The organism is Saccharothrix violaceirubra (genome assembly GCF_014203755.1).
Lineage (GTDB): Bacteria > Actinomycetota > Actinomycetes > Mycobacteriales > Pseudonocardiaceae > Actinosynnema > Actinosynnema violaceirubrum.
The window spans coordinates 5,884,590-5,899,731 of sequence record NZ_JACHJS010000001.1 but is presented as its reverse complement, the minus strand read 5'-3'; the positions used below and the strand labels follow the sequence as shown (position 1 = coordinate 5,899,731).

The window sequence follows — 15,142 nt, the reverse complement described above, 5'->3', positions numbered from 1 at the left end:
GTGACAAATGACCCCATTTTCGAGCGATGAATCCACCGTGTGTGCCCGTGTGTCGGGCCGACTGCGCGGTCCGGGTGGCGCCCGTCCCCCTTTACGGGCAGCAACCTTTAATCCGACCGAAGGAACGCCGATAGGGGCATTCGGCTCGACAACCTTGTTCGGAAAGGAACTCCATGCGTGTGCGAATGACCCGTCGGACCGGCGTCGCCGGACTGGCCGCCGTCGTGGCGCTGCTCGTCGGCGCGACCCCCGCTTCCGCCTCGCCCGGCGACGCGTCGGCCTTCGGCGTCGACGTCGCCGTCACCCTGCTCGGCCAGGCCGCGGTGCAGGTCGGACCGCTGGCCGTCGCGGACTCCGACGGGCCGACCAGCGCGTCGGTCGCGTCGGTCGACCAACCGGGTGTGCTGAGAACCGGCGTGGTCACCGCGTCGGCGTCCCGGGACGACCAGAGCGGGGCGGTGACCGCGAGCGCGAGCACCGTCGACGCCGAGGTCGGCGTCCTGGGCCCGGTCGTCGGCGACGTGACGGCGTCGGTGATCGCGGCCGAGTGCACGGCCACCCAGCAGGGCATCACCGGCAAGTCCACGCTCACCGACGTCGACCTCGGTTCCCTCGGCCCGGTCGACGCGAACGCCGCGCCCAACACCACGATCGACGTCAAGGTCCTCAACGTGGTGGTCGGCAAGCTCGTGCTCAACGAGCAGGTCACGAACACCGACGGCAGCCTCACCGTCAACGCCCTGCACCTGACCCTGCTCGCCGATGTGCTCGGCGCCCTCGGCACCGGCGATGTCGTGATCTCGTCCGCGACCTGCGGTCCGGCCGCGCTGCCCATCCCGATGGCCTCCGGCACGGGGCTGTGGCTGGGCCTGGGCATGCTCGCGCTGTTCGCCGTGCCGGCCGCGTTGATCACGCTCCGGCCGCGCCGCGCAGAGGCGGTCTGACGTGTACAAGGTCCCCGGGAGCGGAATCGCGGCCGGCACGGGCGTCAGCGCCCTCGCCGCGACCGGTGCGGGCGTGACGTGGTGGGTCGTCCTCGGGGTGGCGTTGCTCGTGGCGGGTGCGTTCCTGCTGCACGCCGCCCGCACCCGGCGGGTCGACCACGGCGAGTAGCGCGGCGGGACCCGGCGCGCGCCGGGTCCCGCCCCGCCCGAGAGGAGCAAGCTGGTGAAGGAAGTCCTCCTGCTCGCGGGCACCCGGCCCGAGGCGGTGAAGATCGCACCGGTGGCCCTGGCGCTCGCCGACCACCCGGTGCTGCGGCCCGTGATCGTCCACAGTGGACAGCACGTGGGCATGGTCGAGCAGGCGCTCGACGCGTTCGGCCTCGCGCCCGACGTGGTCGTGCGCGTGCCCCGGCACCTGGGCAGCCAGGCCGAACTGCTCGGCGGGCTGGTCGTGCGGCTCGACGACCTGTTCGGCGAACGCGACCCGGCGGCCGTGGTCGTGCAGGGCGACACGACCACCGCGCTGGGCGGCGCGTTGGCCGCGTTCTGGCGCGGCGTACCCGTGGCGCACCTCGAAGCCGGGCTGCGCACCGGCGACCTGGCCGGGCCGTTCCCCGAGGAGGGCACGCGGCAGATGATCGCCCGGATCGCCGCGCTGCACCTCGCGCCCACCGCCGACGCGGCCTCGGCGCTGCTCGGCGAGGCGTTGCCGGACAGCCGGATCACGGTCACCGGCAACACGGTCGTCGACGCGGTGGAACGGGTGTCCGCCGCCGACCTGCCCGCCCGCGACCCCGACCTGGCCGCGCTGGAACGGGTGCTCGACGCGCGCGGCGGCAGGCTCGTGCTGGTCACCGTGCACCGGCGCGAGTCGTGGGGCGTGCCGCTGGAACGCGTGCTCGCGGCCGTGCGGGCGATCGCCGACCGGTACGCGGACGTGCACGTGCTCGTGCCCGCCCACCCGAATCCCGCCGTGCGCTCCACTGTGCGGGACGTGCTCGGCGGCCATGACCGGATAGTGGTCACCGAACCCCTGGACTACCCCGATCTCGTGCGCACATTGCGTCGGGCCGCGGTCGTGCTCACCGATTCGGGTGGCATCCAGGAGGAGGCACCGTCCTTCGGCGTGCCCGTGCTCGTGCTGCGGGACACGACCGAGCGAATGTGTGCCGTGGACGCGGGCTGTGCCTGGCTGGTGGGCACCGACACTCACCGGATCGTGGCCGAGGCCGCCTGGGTGCTCGACTCCCGGTTGCGGCTTCCCCGTGGGCGCAATCCCTTCGGGGATGGTGCGGCGGCGTCGCGTGTGCGGAAAGCGTTGGAACGACTGGTCGGTGTGGCCGTCGAAGGCGAATCTGTTTCGTCGTCCTGTGGGCCGTATTGATTGCATTCCGTCACGTTGATCACCAACGGGTGCGCATTATTCCCCTTTGGGTGACATTTTGTTTGAGGTGTTAGCGGAGCGGTTCCGGCGTTCGATGATTCGCGGCAGGGGGCGATTTCCGAAAGGTCGTAGAAACCATGAACCACAACCGAGCGCATCGACGTGCCGCGGTCGTCGCCGCGGCCCTCGTCACCGGACTGCTCGCCACGGCGACGCCCGCGCTCGCGGACAACCCGCCGGGCATCGCGTCGGTCGGCGCGGCGAACTTCGTCGAGGACGGCGACACGTCGTACATCGCGGACCTCGCGCAGTGCGCGGTGGACGGCACCACGTACCGGTCGACCATCGGCAAGTCCGACACCGGCGTCAAGTTCGGCCCGGGGTACTCCACCTGCACCACCACGGTCGTCGACCCCGAAGAGGAGACCACCAGCACCAGGTCCGAGGCCAACGGCACGCTCTTCGAGCTGTCCGCGCTGGTGTCCGAGAGCGGACCCCGGCTCAAGGTCGGGTCCTGGCGGTCCACGTGCTCGGCCACCCAGGGCGGCACCACGGCCGGCTGGTCGATCAGCGGCCTGTCCGGGTTCACGGGTCTGCCGGCGCAGATCCCGGCGAACTACGTGCTGCCGATCAAGCGCGGGACGACGGTGCTGGCGACCGCGACGTTCAGCGAGATCACGCTGCCCAACCCCAACGACGGCAGCCTGGACATGAACCTGCTGCACATCCGCTTCACCCCGGCGTCGGGCATCACGGGCGACGTGGTGCTCGGCCACGTGGCCTGCTCGCCGACGCCGTGACGTGACCGGGGGCGGGGGCCGGCCGCGCACCGGCCCCCGCACCACCTCGGTCAGCCGACCCTGGGCGTGCCCTCCAGCACCACGCCCGCCGCGCCCAACGTCTCCAGCGCGGTGTCCACGGTCGTCCGCGCGACACCCGCCGTCAGGTCCAGCAGCACCCGCGTCGCGAAGCCCGCGCGGGCCGCGTCCACCGCCGTGGCCCGCACGCAGTGGTCCGTCGCGATGCCCACGACGTCCACCTCGTCGACGCCGTGCGCGCGCAGCCAGTCGGTCAACGCCTCACCCGCGCCGGACGCGCCCTCGAAACCCGAGTACGCCGCCGCGTAGGCGCCCTTGGAGAACACCGCCTCGACCGGCGTCACGTCGAACTCCGGGTGGAACGACGCGCCCGCCGACCCGGCCACGCAGTGCACCGGCCACGAGTCGACGTAGTCGGGGTTCTCGCTGAAGTGGTCGCCCGGGTCGACGTGGTAGTCCCGCGTCGCCACGACGTGGTCGTACCCGCCCGCCGCCACGTGCGCGGAGATCGCCGCCGCGACGGCCGCGCCGCCCGTGACCGCGAGCGATCCGCCCTCGCAGAAGTCGTTCTGCACGTCGACCACGATCAGTGCCTTGGTCATGACTCCCTCACCGGAACGTCGTCGGGATCGCGGGCTCGCCCCGCGACAGCTTCAAGCCCTCCCACGGCACGCTGACCAGGGCCGCGCGCAGCCGTTCCCGGCTCTGCGCCAACGTGTCCAGCCCCTCGACCCGGCGACCGCCGCGCACCAGGGGCACGGGCAGCTCGCGGTCGTGCTCGGCGGCCTCCGGCCGGTCGTCGACCGGGAAGACGATCTCCTCCAACGCCGTGCCGGTGTCCTTGTGCCGGCGCAACGCGCTCTTGCGCCCGCCCCGGGACTCCTTGTGCGAACTGCGCTTGGCCACCGGACGGCCGTCCACATCGACCAGCTTGTAGACCATGCCCGCGGTCGGTGCGCCCGAGCCCGTGACGAGCGACGTGCCGACGCCGTACGCGTCGACCGGCTCCGCGCGCAACGCCGCGATCGAGTACTCGTCCAGGTCGCCGGACACGACGATCCGGGTGTCCTTCGCGCCCAGCGAGTCGAGCTGGTCGCGGGCCTGCCGGGCGAGCACGCCCAGGTCGCCCGAGTCGATCCGCACCCCGCCCAGACCCGGGCCCGCCACGGCGATCGCGGTGTCGATGCCCTTGGTGATGTCGTAGGTGTCGACCAGCAGCGTGGTGCCCACGCCCAGCGCCTCGACCTGGCCGCGGAACGCCGACTCCTCGTCGTCGTGCAGCAGCGTGAACGCGTGCGCGCAGGTGCCGGTCGTCGGGATGCCGAAGCGGCGTGCGGCCTCCAGGTTCGACGTCGCCGTGAACCCGGCCAGGTATGCGGCCCGCGCGGACGCCGTCGCCGCCTCCTCGTGGGTGCGCCGCGAGCCCATCTCGATCATGCGGCGACCGTTGGCCGCGCCCACCATCCGGGCGGCGGCGGACGCGATCGCGCTGTCGTGGTTGAGGATCGACAGCACCAGCGTCTCCAGCACGACGCCGACGCCGAACGGCGCCCGTACCGACAGGATCGGCGAACCCGGGAAGTACAGCTCCCCCTCGGGGTAGCCGTCCACGTCGCCGGTGAACTCGTAGGCCGCCAGCCACTCCAGCGTCGCGTCGTCGACCACGGCCGTGCGCCGCAACAACTCCAGCTCCGCCTCGCCGAACCGGAACGACTCGATCGCGTCGAGCACGCGACCCGTTCCGGCGACCACCCCGTACCGGCGACCCTCGGGCAGCCGACGGGCGAAGACCTCGAACACGCAGGGCCGATCGGCGGTACCGTCCCGTAGCGCGGCGGCGAGCATCGTCAGCTCGTAGTGGTCGGTCAGCAGCGCCGTTGAGGTCGACATGACCACAGAGCCTATGTTCACGACCGGGTGAGGGGACCTATGGCATCCGCCACGGCCCGGAACATGACACCATTGGCGGTATGACCACGCCCGTCGAGCAGGAGTGGACACAGGCTGACGCGGTCGGCGCGGAACTCGGCGCCGAGGACAAGCCGTGGCAGACACTGGTGTGGAACGACCCGGTGAACCTGATGGGCTACGTGACGTACGTGTTCCAGAAGCTGTTCGGGTACAGCAAGGACCAGGCGACCAAGCTGATGCTGGACGTCCACCACAAGGGTCGGGCCATCGTGTCCTCGGGGAGCAAGGACAAGGTGGAGGGCGACGTGGCCAAGCTGCACGCGGCCGGCCTCTGGGCGACGATGCAGCGTTCGTCGTGAACCGGTGGAAGCGGTCCGGCGACGTCGTGCTCTGCGACCTCGACCGGCAGGAGGCGGCGGTCGTGCGCGGCCTCGTGAGCCAGATCCAGGACATGCTGCTGGCCCGCTCCGAGGAGGCGCCGCGCGACGAGCTGTCCGAGCTGACCGGCATCCGCACCGGCCCGTCGACCGCGCCGGACGACCCGATCCTGGGCAGACTGCTGCCCGACTTCCACCGGCTGGACCCGGATTCCCCCGATCCGGCCGAAGTGGACTCGTCGGCCGCGCTGCGGTCGTTGCACGAGCCGGCGCTGCTGGACGCGAAGACCGGCGTGGCCTCGGTCGTCCTGGAGACCTGCCCGCCCCAGGGCGGGGAGATCCGGTTGTCGCTGGAGCAGGCCGACGCGTGGCTGTCGGCGTTGAACGACGTGCGGTTGGCGTTGGGCACGGCACTGGACGTGCAGGAGGACATGCCCGACGAGCTGCCTCCCGAAGATCCGCGCTCGCCCCACCTCGGCGTGTACCACTGGCTGACCTGGGTGCAGGACACGTTGATCGAGGCCGTCACGGCCTGAGGTCCCCCCGCCCGCCGAGGGCTGCTCCCCGCTTCGCTCCCGACTTTGCTTCCGCGACGACTATTCCCGCTGTCCGGGACAAAGGGCAGTGCGGGTTCTCACACACCGGGACGGCTTCCCCCACCACGTAGGATGGGGCCGTGCTGGTGATCCGCCGTGACCTCGTCGACGCGATGGTGGCCCATGCCCGGAGGGACCACCCCGACGAGGCGTGCGGGGTCATCGCGGGCCCCGAGGGCTCCGACCGGCCCGAGCGGTTCGTCGAGATGGACAATGCCGAGCGCTCGCCCACGTTCTACCGGTTCGACTCGATGGAACAGCTGCGCGTCCACCGCGAGATGACCGCCAACGACGAAGAGACGATCGTCGTCTACCACTCGCACACCGCGACCGAGGCGTACCCGTCGCGGACCGACGTGTCCTACGCGAGCGAGCCGCAGGCGCACTACGTCCTGATCTCCACCCGGGACCCCGAGCGGCACGAGCTTCGCTCCTACCGGATCGTGGACGGCGTCGTCACCGAGGAGCCGGTCGAGATCGTCGAGTCCTACATGTTCGCCCACACGGGCGCCGACGACACGCCCGACTGTCCCTGAGCGCTGCGGTCTCGTCGGCAAGTCAACCAACGCTCCTCGGAGGTTCCCGCATGGCCATCACCGTCTCCATCCCCACGATCCTGCGCACGCACACCGGCGGTCAGAAGTCCGTCGAGGCGTCCGGCGCGACCCTGGAGCAGGTCATCGACGACCTGGAGACCAACCACGGCGGTCTCAAGGCCCGCCTGGTCAAGGATGGTTCGCTGCACCGGTTCGTCAACGTCTACGTCAACGACGAGGACGTGCGCTTCGCGGGCGGACTCGGCGCCGAGGTCAAGGACGGCGACACCGTGACGATCCTGCCGGCCGTCGCGGGCGGCTGATCACCCGTGACCCGGTACGAGTCCCTGCTCGACGCGGTCGGCGGCACGCCGCTGGTCGGCCTGCCCCGGCTGTCGCCGTCGAAGGACGTCCGGCTGTGGGCGAAGCTGGAGGACCGCAACCCCACCGGCTCGATCAAGGACCGCCCGGTCCTGATGATGATCGAGGAAGCCGAGCGGTCGGGCGTGCTCACGCCCGGCTGCACCATCCTGGAGCCGACGTCGGGCAACACCGGCATCGCCCTGGCCATGGCCGCGAAGCTCAAGGGCTACGGCCTGGTGTGCGTGATGCCGGAGAACACGTCGACCGAGCGCAAGCAGCTGCTCCAGGCGTACGGCGCGCGGATCGTGTTCTCACCGGCCGCCGGCGGCTCCAACCAGGCGGTCGCCCGCGCCAAGGAACTGGCCGAGCAGAACCCCGACTGGGTCATGCTCTACCAGTACGGCAACCCCGCCAACGCGGGCGCGCACTACCACGGCACCGGCCCCGAGCTGCTCAAGGACCTGCCGACGATCACGCACTTCGTGGCGGGCCTGGGCACCACCGGCACGCTCGTCGGCACCGGCCGCTACCTGCGTGAGCAGAAGCCCGACGTGCAGATCATCGCGGCCGAACCGCGTTACGGGGAGCTGGTCTACGGCCTGCGCAACCTCGACGAGGGCTTCGTGCCGGAGCTGTACGACGAGACCGTGCTCACCGGCCGGTACTCGGTCGGCTCGTACGACGCCCTGCGCCGGACCCGCCAACTCCTCGAGGTGGAGGGCATCTTCGCCGGCATCTCGACGGGCGCGATCCTGCACGCGGCACTGGCCGCGGCGGAAAAGGCCGTGACCAGGAACGAACCGGCAGACGTGGCGTTCGTGGTCGCGGACGCCGGCTGGAAGTACCTGTCGACCGGTGCCTACGCCGGCACCCTCGACGAGGCGGCCGAACGCCTGGACGGCCACCTCTGGGCCTGACACCGGATGGCCCGGCCAAGAAGATGGCCGGGCCACCGCCCTCCAGCCCCGCACCGTGCAGCCATACACCCGACTCACGTGGCCCGAACGCACATTTCGCGGTGTCTGAACGCACATTTCGCGGTGTCTGAACGCGTAACTCGCGCGTTTGCACCGGCAGGTCGTATGGGGCGGGGTACGACAGCCACCCGCCAAGCACCTCAGCCCGCGAACACCCCACCCACCCGACCCACCCCGGCACCGGGCACCACGAACACCCCACCCCCGGCGGTCACGTACAGATCAGTGAGATCACGCCCACCGAACTGACACCCCCCGACCTCCCCCGGCACCTCCACCACAAGATCGAGAACCCCGCCGGACGTATACCGCCGCACCGAACTCCCCACCCCCACCCACACGAACCCCGCTTCCACCGCCACCCCGGTCACCCCCACCTCCAGGAACGACCGCCTTTCACCCACATCCCCCGAAGAGACGTCGTACCCGTACACGTCCACCCCACGAGAAGACCCCACGAACAACCGCGAATACCCCGGATCCCAATCGAACCCGGTCACCCCCACCCCGCCCACCAGCACCTTCGCGTCCCCGTTGGGCAGCACCCGGGCCAACCACCCGTCGTCCCCCCGAGCCGTCCCCGCCAACAACCGCCCGGCGGGATCCACCCCGGCACCGACGGCGGCATACCCCTCACGCGCCCAGTACACGAGCCACGTCTTGGCGCCGTCCTCGTCGATCAACGCCACACCGTCGCGCAGGTTGAGCACCAGCCCCCGCCGCCGGGGCAACGCCGCACCCACCGGCTGCGGCAACTCCAGCACCGCGTCGGCACCGCCCGGCGAGTACCGGTGCACCTCGTGCCCGCGCACCCACAGCAGCGTCGCGCTGGTCGCGTCCCACACCGGACAGCCACTTCGTCCGGCCCCCGCGGGCACGGCCACTTCGATCGACACGGCGTCAGCCTATGTGCCCCGACCTGCCGCGTAGCCTGGATTCCGTGAACGCCGTACGCCGGATCTTCCCGCCCCGCCCGTTGTCGGCGGCGCTCGTCGTGTCGAGCTTCGTCGGACTGCTCTACGTCATCGAGGCGATCGACACCGCGCTCGGCGGCGCACTCGACGACGACGGCGTGATCCCCCGCGACTTCTCCCAGTGGGACAACATCCTCTGGTACCCGCTGCTGCACGCCGGTTGGGCGCACCTGACCGGCAACGCGGTGCCGCTGCTCCTCCTCGGCTTCCTCGCCTGCTCGGGCGGGCTCAAGCAGTTCTTCCAGGTCACGGTCGTGATCTGGCTGACCGGCGGTCTCGGCGTGTGGTTGTTCGGCGCGTACGCGAGCCACATCGGCGCGTCCGTGCTGATCTTCGGTTACCTGACCTTCCTGCTGGTGCGCGCCCTGTTCGCCCGCAGTGCCGCGCAGATCGCGGTGGCCGTCGTGGTGTTCGCCCTCTACGGCGCGGCCCTGTGGGGCGTGCTGCCCGGCCAACCGGGTGTTTCCTGGGAAGGCCACCTGTTCGGCGCACTCGGCGGCGTGCTCGCCGCGTGGGGAGTGGCCCGCGATTCGCGGGCTGAGGTCGCCCCGTGAACGCCCCCGTCGACACCCCTGGGAACGCCGCCGTGAACGTCTTCGGGAACACCCCGTGAACGCCGACGCGCCGATCGGGATCTTCGACTCCGGGGTGGGCGGTCTCACGGTCGCCCGCGCGATCATGGACCAGTTGCCCGCCGAACGCCTGCGCTACGTCGGCGACACCGCGAACGGTCCGTACGGCCCGCTGCCCATCGCCCAGGCCCGCAAGCACGCGTTGGAGATCGGCGACCGCCTCGTCGAGGACGGCGTCAAGATGCTGGTGATCGCGTGCAACACCGCGTCGTCAGCCTGCCTGCGCGACGCCCGCGAGCGCTACGACATCCCGGTGGTCGAGGTGATCCTCCCGGCCGTGCGCCGGGCCATCGCGACCACCCGCTCCGGCCGGGTCGGCGTGATCGGCACGAAGGGCACGATCACGTCCGGCGCCTACCAGGACGCGTTCGAGGTCGCGAAGGACATCACGGTGACGGCCGCGGCCTGTCCGCGCTTCGTGGACTTCGTGGAACGCGGCGTCACGTCCGGTCGCCAGGTGCTCGGTCTGGCGCAGGCCTACCTGGAGCCGTTGCAGCGCGCGGAGGTGGACACGCTCGTCCTCGGCTGCACCCACTACCCGCTGCTCACGGGCGTGCTCCAGATCGTGATGGGCGACTCGGTCACCCTGGTGTCGAGTGCGGAGGAAACGGTCAAGGACGTGGTCCGGGTGCTCACCGAGCGCGACCTGTTCCGCGAGGGCGCCCCCGATCAGCGGTTCACCGCCACCGGACCGGCCGAACAGTTCGCGCGCCTGGCCAGGCGCTTCCTCCCCGGCTTGGAAACACAGTCCTTTCACGCCTACACGTGAGCCGGCACGCTCCACGGGTGCTGTTGACCATCCTCGGCTGCTCGGGCAGCCTGCCGGGGCCTGATGCCCCGTCTTCCGGGTACCTGGTTGAAGCCGACGGCTTTTCCCTGGCCGTCGACTTCGGCAGCGGTGTGCTCGCCGCGTTGCAGGCCCACCGCGATCCGTTCGCCCTGGGCGCGGTGCTGTTCTCCCACCTGCACCCCGACCACTGCGGCGACTTCTCCGGCTTGACGGTGTTGCGCCGCTACCACCCCGATCCGCCGTACGACCCGACGACCAGGCCGCTGCCGGTGTACGGGCCGGGCGAGTCGCCCGACCGGTTCGCGCGGGCGTACGCGGAAAGCGCCGAGGAACTGGCCCGGACCGACCTGACCGACATCTACCGGTTCCACGCGGTGTCCGACGGCGGCACGGTCCGCATCGGCCCGTTCGAGGTCACGTCCAGACGCGTGGCCCACCCGTGCGAGGCCTACGGGTTCCGGATCACCACGCCGGAGGCCTCGCTGGCCTATACCGGCGACACCGGTCCGTGCGAGGCGTTGCACGAGTTGGCCGACGGTGTGGACGTGTTGCTGTCCGAGGCGACGTGGGAGCACGCCGAGGACAGACCCGCGGACCTGCACATGTCCGGACGGCAGGCGGGCCGGCTCGCGGCGGCGGCGGGCGTGGGACGACTGCTGCTCACCCACGTGGCGCCGTGGACCGACGCCCGGGTGGTCCTGGCCGAGGCGCGTGAGGAGTTCGACGGTCCCGTCGAGCCCGCCGCGCGGGGCAAGAGCTACCGGATTGGCTGAGCCGGGCCGGGGGTAGTCCGGCCGCATGTCCACTGACGTCGTAGATCTCATCCTGGCCGACCACCGCAGGTTCGAGGAGCTGTTCCGCGGTCTGCGGGACCGCTCCGCGGACCGCACGACGCTGCTGGGGGAGTTGTCCGCGCTGCTGGTCGCGCACGCCGAGGCCGAGGAGTCCGAGGTGTACCCGGCGCTCAAGCGCTACAAGAAGGTCGACGACGACGAGGTCGACCACGGTGCCGAGGAGCACGCCGAGGGGCATCAGGCGCTGCTCGCCCTGCTGGAGGTCGGGGACACGGCTTCCGAGGAGTGGGAGGACAAACTCGAGGAGTTGGTGGAGGCGCTGAACCACCACGTGGACGAGGAGGAGCGGACCATCCTCAACGACGCCCGCTCCGAGGTGGCCGACGACCGGCGGGCCGAGTTGGGCCGCCGGTTCGTCGAGGTGCGCCAGGAGCGGCTCGACGACGACTGCGGGGACATCGCGTACGTGCGTCGGCTGGCCAAGGAGACCGCCGACCGGATCGACTAACGTCGGCGGCGTGGCGAACGTCGAGGTCCAACGCGTCGGTGAGCACGAGTTCGAGGCCACGAACGGCCGCGGCGCGCGGGTCAGGATCGGCCGCAGGGACGCCGCGGACGCGTTCTCCCCGGTCGAACTCCTGCTCGCCGCCGCGGCCGGGTGCGCGGTGATCACGGCCGAGTCGCTGGTCACCCGGCGGGTCGACGGCGGCATCTCGGCCCGCGCGGACGACGTGCGGCCGGGCGGTTCCGGTGACCTGACGTCGGTTCCGGTGACCTTGGACTACGACGTGTCGGTGTTGGACGACGAGCAGCGGCAGGCGCTGGCCGCCGCCGTGCACCGGGCCGTGGAGAAGCTGTGCACGGTCTCGCGCGCACTGCACTCGCCAGTCGACGCTTCGCTGCACCTGCCCTAGCCTGCGCGGCCCGGTCTCCGAGTCGTCGAGCCCTTCGGCGTCCGCACCAGGCCGCCGCACCTCGCGGATCCCGGCACCTCAGCCGCCGACGCCCTCCCACACCGCACGGGACCCGCTGTCCCCGATGCGCACGGTCTGCACGACCGCCGCCGCGCCGGACGCGACCACCACGACCGCGATCACCACCGCGATCCGCCGCCACGTGCGGGTCACCGTCGTCGTACCGCCGTCGTCCTTCCCGCCGCCGTCCTCCGCCGCCGCGTGCTCGCGGTCGGCCAGCCGACCGGCGATCAGCAGCGCGACCACGGCCACGCCGAACCCGAGCGCGAACGGCAGCAGGTCGTTGCCCAGGGAGGCGTGGTGGTCGATCAGCGGGTTGCCCAGCCGGTCGAACCGCCCTTCGTACAGTTGCTCCCCGGTCTCCTGCGCGACCGGCACGGCGGCGACCCCGACCAGCGTCAACCCGAGTACCGGCCACGCGTACCGCCGGCGCCACACCGGTCGGACGGCGATGGCCGCGGCGGCCAGGCAGGCCAGGGGCAGGAGCACCACGACCGCGTGGACCAGGAGCGGGTGGGCCGGGATTCCGGAGATCTTCACCAGGTCGTCCGCGAGTGCCATGCCTCTCCCTACGCCGGTGGGATGTCCACGGGTTCAGCGCCTTAGGGTAGTGCCGTGCTGAGGACCGATGGCAGGAACGACGACGTACTGCGCGACATCAGGATCACGCGGGGTTACCAGCAGTGGCCGGCGGGGTCCGTGTTGATCGAGTTCGGCAACACCCGGGTGCTGTGCGCGGCGAGCGTGACCGAGGGTGTCCCCCGGTGGAGGTCCGGATCGGGCCTCGGCTGGGTGACGGCCGAGTACGCCATGCTGCCTTCCGCCACCCACACGCGTGGTGATCGCGAGTCCGTCAAGGGCCGGGTCGGCGGGCGCACCCACGAGATCAGCCGCCTGATCGGGCGATCGCTGCGCGCGTGCATCGACCTGGCCGCGCTGGGCGAGAACACGATCGTGATCGACTGCGACGTGATCCAGGCCGACGGCGGCACGCGGACCGCCGCGATCACCGGCGCGTACGTGGCGCTGGCCGACGCGGTCACGTGGCTGGGCGCGGCCGGCCGGCTGGCCGACCCGCAGCCGTTGTCGTGCGCGGTGTCGGCGGTGTCGGTCGGCGTGGTCGACGGCCGGGTGCGACTCGACCTGCCCTACGAGGAGGACTCGCGGGCCGAGGTCGACATGAACGTGGTGGCCACCGACGCGGGTACCCTGATCGAGATCCAGGGCACGGGCGAGGGCGCCACGTTCGCCCGCTCGACCCTGGACCGCATGCTCGACGTGGCACTCGCGGGCTGCGCGGAACTCAACCGCCTCCAGGCCGAGGCGCTGGCCGCGCCGTACCCCGGTGTGCTGCCCGAGCCGAAGGGGAAGCGCCGGTGAAGCTCCTGCTCGCCTCCCGCAACGCCAAGAAGCTGGGCGAACTGCGCCGCATCGTGCTGGCCGAGGAGTTGACCGGCGTCGAGGTGCTCGGCCTCGCGGACGTGCCGGAGTTCCCCGAGGCACCCGAGACCGATCCGACGTTCGAGGGCAACGCGCTGGCCAAGGCGCGGGACGCGTTCGCCGCGACCGGGCTGCCGTCGGTGGCCGACGACTCGGGCATCGCGGTCGACGCGCTCAACGGCATGCCGGGCGTGCTGTCCGCGCGCTGGTCCGGTCGGCACGGCGACGACCGGGCCAACCTGGACCTGGTGCTGGGCCAGTTGCGCGATGTGCCGGACGACCGGCGCGGCGCCGCGTTCGTGTGCACGGCGGCGCTGGTCGCCGAGGGCGTCGAGGTCGTCGTGCGGGGCGAGTGGCCCGGCACGATCCTGCGCGCGCCGCGCGGCGTGAACGGCTTCGGGTACGACCCGATCTTCCGCCCCGAGGGCCACGACGTGTCGGCGGCCGAGCTGGAGCCGGGGGAGAAGGACGCCCTGTCCCACCGCGGTCGGGCGCTGCGGCTGCTCGTGCCGCACCTGCGGAGTCTGTGACGGGAACGGCCGCGTCGGGACCCCGACGCGGCCGTCGTGGTCTCAGGCCGGGAGTTCGCGGATCAGCTTGGCCACGTGGCCGGTCGCGCGGACGTTGTACAGCGCCTTGACGATCTCGCCCTCGGGACCCACGAGGAACGTCGAGCGGATCACGCCCTGCACGGTGCGCCCGTAGTTCTGCTTCTCGCCGAACGCGCCCCACTCGGTCAGCACGGTCTTGTCGACGTCCGACAGCAGCGGGAACGTCAGCCCCTCGGCGGCCACGAACTTCGCGAGCTTCTCCGGCTTGTCCGGCGAGACGCCCAGGACGTCGTACCCGGCCTCGGCCAGGACCGCGAGGTTGTCGCGGAAGTCGCACGCCTGCTTGGTGCAGCCGGGCGTGGCGGCGGCGGGGTAGAAGTACACGACGACGGAACGGCCCCGGTAGTCCGCCAGGGACACGGGTTTTCCCTCGCTGTTGGGCAGCGTGAACGCCGGTGCCGGGTCGCCGGGTGCGAGGCGATTGGTCATGGTCGAGACGCTACAGGTCAGGCCGGACCCTCGAACGTCGCGCTCGGCTCCTTGCCGGTGCCGTTGGGCTCGACCACGAGCTGCAACCGCACGGCGTCCTCGGGCACGGCGTAGGCCAGGGTCAACGTGGCGTCGCCGCCCGGTGCGACCTCGGCTACCGCGGAGGCGATCCCGTTGAGGCCCTGGAGCGTGTCGCGCACCTCGGCCACGGGGACGCCGTTGACCACGGCGTGCACGGCGAGCTGGCTGGTGCGGTAGGCGGCGTCGGTGCCGTTGGCCAGCGTCACGGTGAACACGGCCAGGCGCGGCGTGGTCGGGAACGAGGCGTCGCTCGGTTCCAGCGACCGGGGCTGCGACACCGTCACCGACAGGCCATTGGCCCACACGCGCTGGCCGCCGAACGCGGCGAACGTCGTGTCGGGCGCTCCGGCCTCGGCGGGTGCCGACACCGTCGTCCGCCCGTCGTCGGCCGGGTTCTCCGGACGGTTCGCACACCCCGCCAGGATCAGGACCAGGCAACCGCCGACGGCCAGTCCGGCGAACTTCACGAACCTCCCCTTCCCGCCCCGGCGGTGGGCTCGACGTACTCCTG

General features: G+C 71.6%; 22 protein-coding genes. 16 read left to right on the top strand and 6 right to left on the bottom strand.

All coding sequences use genetic code 11. The features are described 5' to 3' along the window. The first annotated feature begins 173 nt into the window (after nt 1-173). The 4 genes from F4559_RS27135 to F4559_RS27120 all read left to right on the top strand — a co-directional run bounded on the left by F4559_RS27135 (nt 174) and on the right by F4559_RS27120 (nt 3,128). Nucleotides 174-944, top strand: a complete 771-nt coding sequence (locus F4559_RS27135) for a choice-of-anchor protein CoaP (RefSeq protein WP_184673401.1) — start codon at nt 174-176, stop codon at nt 942-944. A gap of 1 nt (nt 945) precedes the next feature. After that, entirely contained in the window at nt 946-1,113 is a 168-nt protein-coding gene (locus tag F4559_RS27130; protein WP_184673399.1) for an LAXTG motif-containing small protein, read from the top strand. A gap of 54 nt (nt 1,114-1,167) precedes the next feature. Further along, on the top strand, nt 1,168-2,328 hold the full coding sequence (gene wecB, locus F4559_RS27125) for a non-hydrolyzing UDP-N-acetylglucosamine 2-epimerase (RefSeq protein WP_184673396.1): 1,161 nt from the start codon (nt 1,168-1,170) through the stop codon (nt 2,326-2,328). Between the two features lie 137 nt (nt 2,329-2,465). Further along, entirely contained in the window at nt 2,466-3,128 is a 663-nt protein-coding gene (locus F4559_RS27120) for a hypothetical protein (RefSeq protein WP_184673394.1), read from the top strand. Between the two features lie 50 nt (nt 3,129-3,178). Here the strand turns inward: F4559_RS27120 and F4559_RS27115 are convergent, their stop codons facing one another. Next, on the bottom strand, nt 3,179-3,748 hold the full coding sequence (locus F4559_RS27115) for an isochorismatase family protein (protein WP_184673392.1): 570 nt from the start codon (nt 3,746-3,748) through the stop codon (nt 3,179-3,181). 7 nt (nt 3,749-3,755) lie between these two features. Further along, nucleotides 3,756-5,036 (bottom strand): nicotinate phosphoribosyltransferase, encoded by a 1,281-nt coding sequence (locus F4559_RS27110; protein ID WP_184673390.1) that lies wholly within the window; start codon nt 5,034-5,036, stop codon nt 3,756-3,758. Between the two features lie 80 nt (nt 5,037-5,116). Here F4559_RS27110 and clpS point away from each other — a divergent pair, with 80 nt between their 5' ends. The 5 genes from clpS to F4559_RS27085 all read left to right on the top strand — a co-directional run bounded on the left by clpS (nt 5,117) and on the right by F4559_RS27085 (nt 7,846). Continuing rightward, nucleotides 5,117-5,416, top strand: a complete 300-nt coding sequence (gene clpS, locus F4559_RS27105; RefSeq protein ID WP_184673388.1) for an ATP-dependent Clp protease adapter ClpS — start codon at nt 5,117-5,119, stop codon at nt 5,414-5,416. Then, a complete protein-coding gene (locus F4559_RS27100) occupies nt 5,413-5,970 on the top strand; it encodes a DUF2017 domain-containing protein (RefSeq protein ID WP_184673386.1) in 558 nt (185 codons plus the stop codon). The genes clpS and F4559_RS27100 overlap by 4 nt, the downstream gene beginning before the upstream one ends. A gap of 140 nt (nt 5,971-6,110) precedes the next feature. Further along, nucleotides 6,111-6,566 carry a M67 family metallopeptidase gene (locus F4559_RS27095; protein ID WP_312865844.1) on the top strand — a complete coding sequence of 152 codons (456 nt, stop codon included), beginning with the start codon at nt 6,111-6,113 and terminating at the stop codon, nt 6,564-6,566. A 50-nt stretch (nt 6,567-6,616) separates the two neighbouring features. Next, the gene (locus F4559_RS27090; protein ID WP_184673384.1) at nt 6,617-6,889 is read left to right on the top strand and encodes a MoaD/ThiS family protein; all 273 of its coding nucleotides are present in this window, start codon (nt 6,617-6,619) and stop codon (nt 6,887-6,889) included. A gap of 6 nt (nt 6,890-6,895) precedes the next feature. Beyond that, nucleotides 6,896-7,846, top strand: a complete 951-nt coding sequence (locus F4559_RS27085) for a PLP-dependent cysteine synthase family protein (protein ID WP_184673382.1) — start codon at nt 6,896-6,898, stop codon at nt 7,844-7,846. Nucleotides 7,847-8,046: 200 nt separating this feature from the next. On the opposite strand, the gene F4559_RS27080 is transcribed toward F4559_RS27085, so the two are convergent. Then, a complete protein-coding gene (locus F4559_RS27080; RefSeq protein WP_184673380.1) occupies nt 8,047-8,802 on the bottom strand; it encodes an SMP-30/gluconolactonase/LRE family protein in 756 nt (251 codons plus the stop codon). A gap of 44 nt (nt 8,803-8,846) precedes the next feature. Between F4559_RS27080 and F4559_RS27075 the strand changes: the two genes are divergently transcribed. The 5 genes from F4559_RS27075 to F4559_RS27055 are packed head-to-tail and all read left to right on the top strand — an operon-like array spanning nt 8,847 to nt 12,010. Further along, nucleotides 8,847-9,434 carry a rhomboid family intramembrane serine protease gene (locus tag F4559_RS27075; protein WP_312865843.1) on the top strand — a complete coding sequence of 196 codons (588 nt, stop codon included), beginning with the start codon at nt 8,847-8,849 and terminating at the stop codon, nt 9,432-9,434. Nucleotides 9,435-9,489: 55 nt separating this feature from the next. After that, complete coding sequence (gene murI / locus F4559_RS27070) at nt 9,490-10,281, top strand: glutamate racemase (protein WP_184673376.1); 792 nt, start codon at nt 9,490-9,492, stop codon at nt 10,279-10,281. Nucleotides 10,282-10,298: 17 nt separating this feature from the next. After that, on the top strand, nt 10,299-11,075 hold the full coding sequence (locus tag F4559_RS27065) for an MBL fold metallo-hydrolase (RefSeq protein WP_184673374.1): 777 nt from the start codon (nt 10,299-10,301) through the stop codon (nt 11,073-11,075). 25 nt (nt 11,076-11,100) lie between these two features. Continuing rightward, a complete protein-coding gene (locus tag F4559_RS27060; RefSeq protein WP_184673372.1) occupies nt 11,101-11,604 on the top strand; it encodes a hemerythrin domain-containing protein in 504 nt (167 codons plus the stop codon). A 10-nt stretch (nt 11,605-11,614) separates the two neighbouring features. After that, a complete protein-coding gene (locus tag F4559_RS27055) occupies nt 11,615-12,010 on the top strand; it encodes an OsmC family protein (protein ID WP_184673370.1) in 396 nt (131 codons plus the stop codon). A 78-nt stretch (nt 12,011-12,088) separates the two neighbouring features. Here F4559_RS27055 and F4559_RS27050 read toward each other — a convergent pair whose 3' ends face one another. After that, entirely contained in the window at nt 12,089-12,631 is a 543-nt protein-coding gene (locus F4559_RS27050; protein ID WP_184673368.1) for a DUF2231 domain-containing protein, read from the bottom strand. Between the two features lie 54 nt (nt 12,632-12,685). On the opposite strand from F4559_RS27050, the gene rph reads away from it, so the two are divergent. Both rph and F4559_RS27040 read left to right on the top strand, forming a co-directional pair. Continuing rightward, nucleotides 12,686-13,450 (top strand): ribonuclease PH, encoded by a 765-nt coding sequence (gene rph / locus F4559_RS27045; RefSeq protein WP_184673365.1) that lies wholly within the window; start codon nt 12,686-12,688, stop codon nt 13,448-13,450. Beyond that, nucleotides 13,447-14,040, top strand: a complete 594-nt coding sequence (locus F4559_RS27040; RefSeq protein ID WP_184673363.1) for a non-canonical purine NTP pyrophosphatase — start codon at nt 13,447-13,449, stop codon at nt 14,038-14,040. The genes rph and F4559_RS27040 overlap by 4 nt, the downstream gene beginning before the upstream one ends. Nucleotides 14,041-14,082: 42 nt before the next feature. Here F4559_RS27040 and bcp read toward each other — a convergent pair whose 3' ends face one another. Together bcp and F4559_RS27030 are read right to left on the bottom strand one after the other, a co-directional pair. Then, nucleotides 14,083-14,550, bottom strand: coding sequence for a thioredoxin-dependent thiol peroxidase (gene bcp, locus F4559_RS27035; protein ID WP_184673361.1), 468 nt, complete (start codon nt 14,548-14,550; stop codon nt 14,083-14,085). A gap of 17 nt (nt 14,551-14,567) precedes the next feature. Next, on the bottom strand, nt 14,568-15,098 hold the full coding sequence (locus F4559_RS27030; protein WP_184673359.1) for a hypothetical protein: 531 nt from the start codon (nt 15,096-15,098) through the stop codon (nt 14,568-14,570). Nucleotides 15,099-15,142 lie beyond the last annotated feature (44 nt).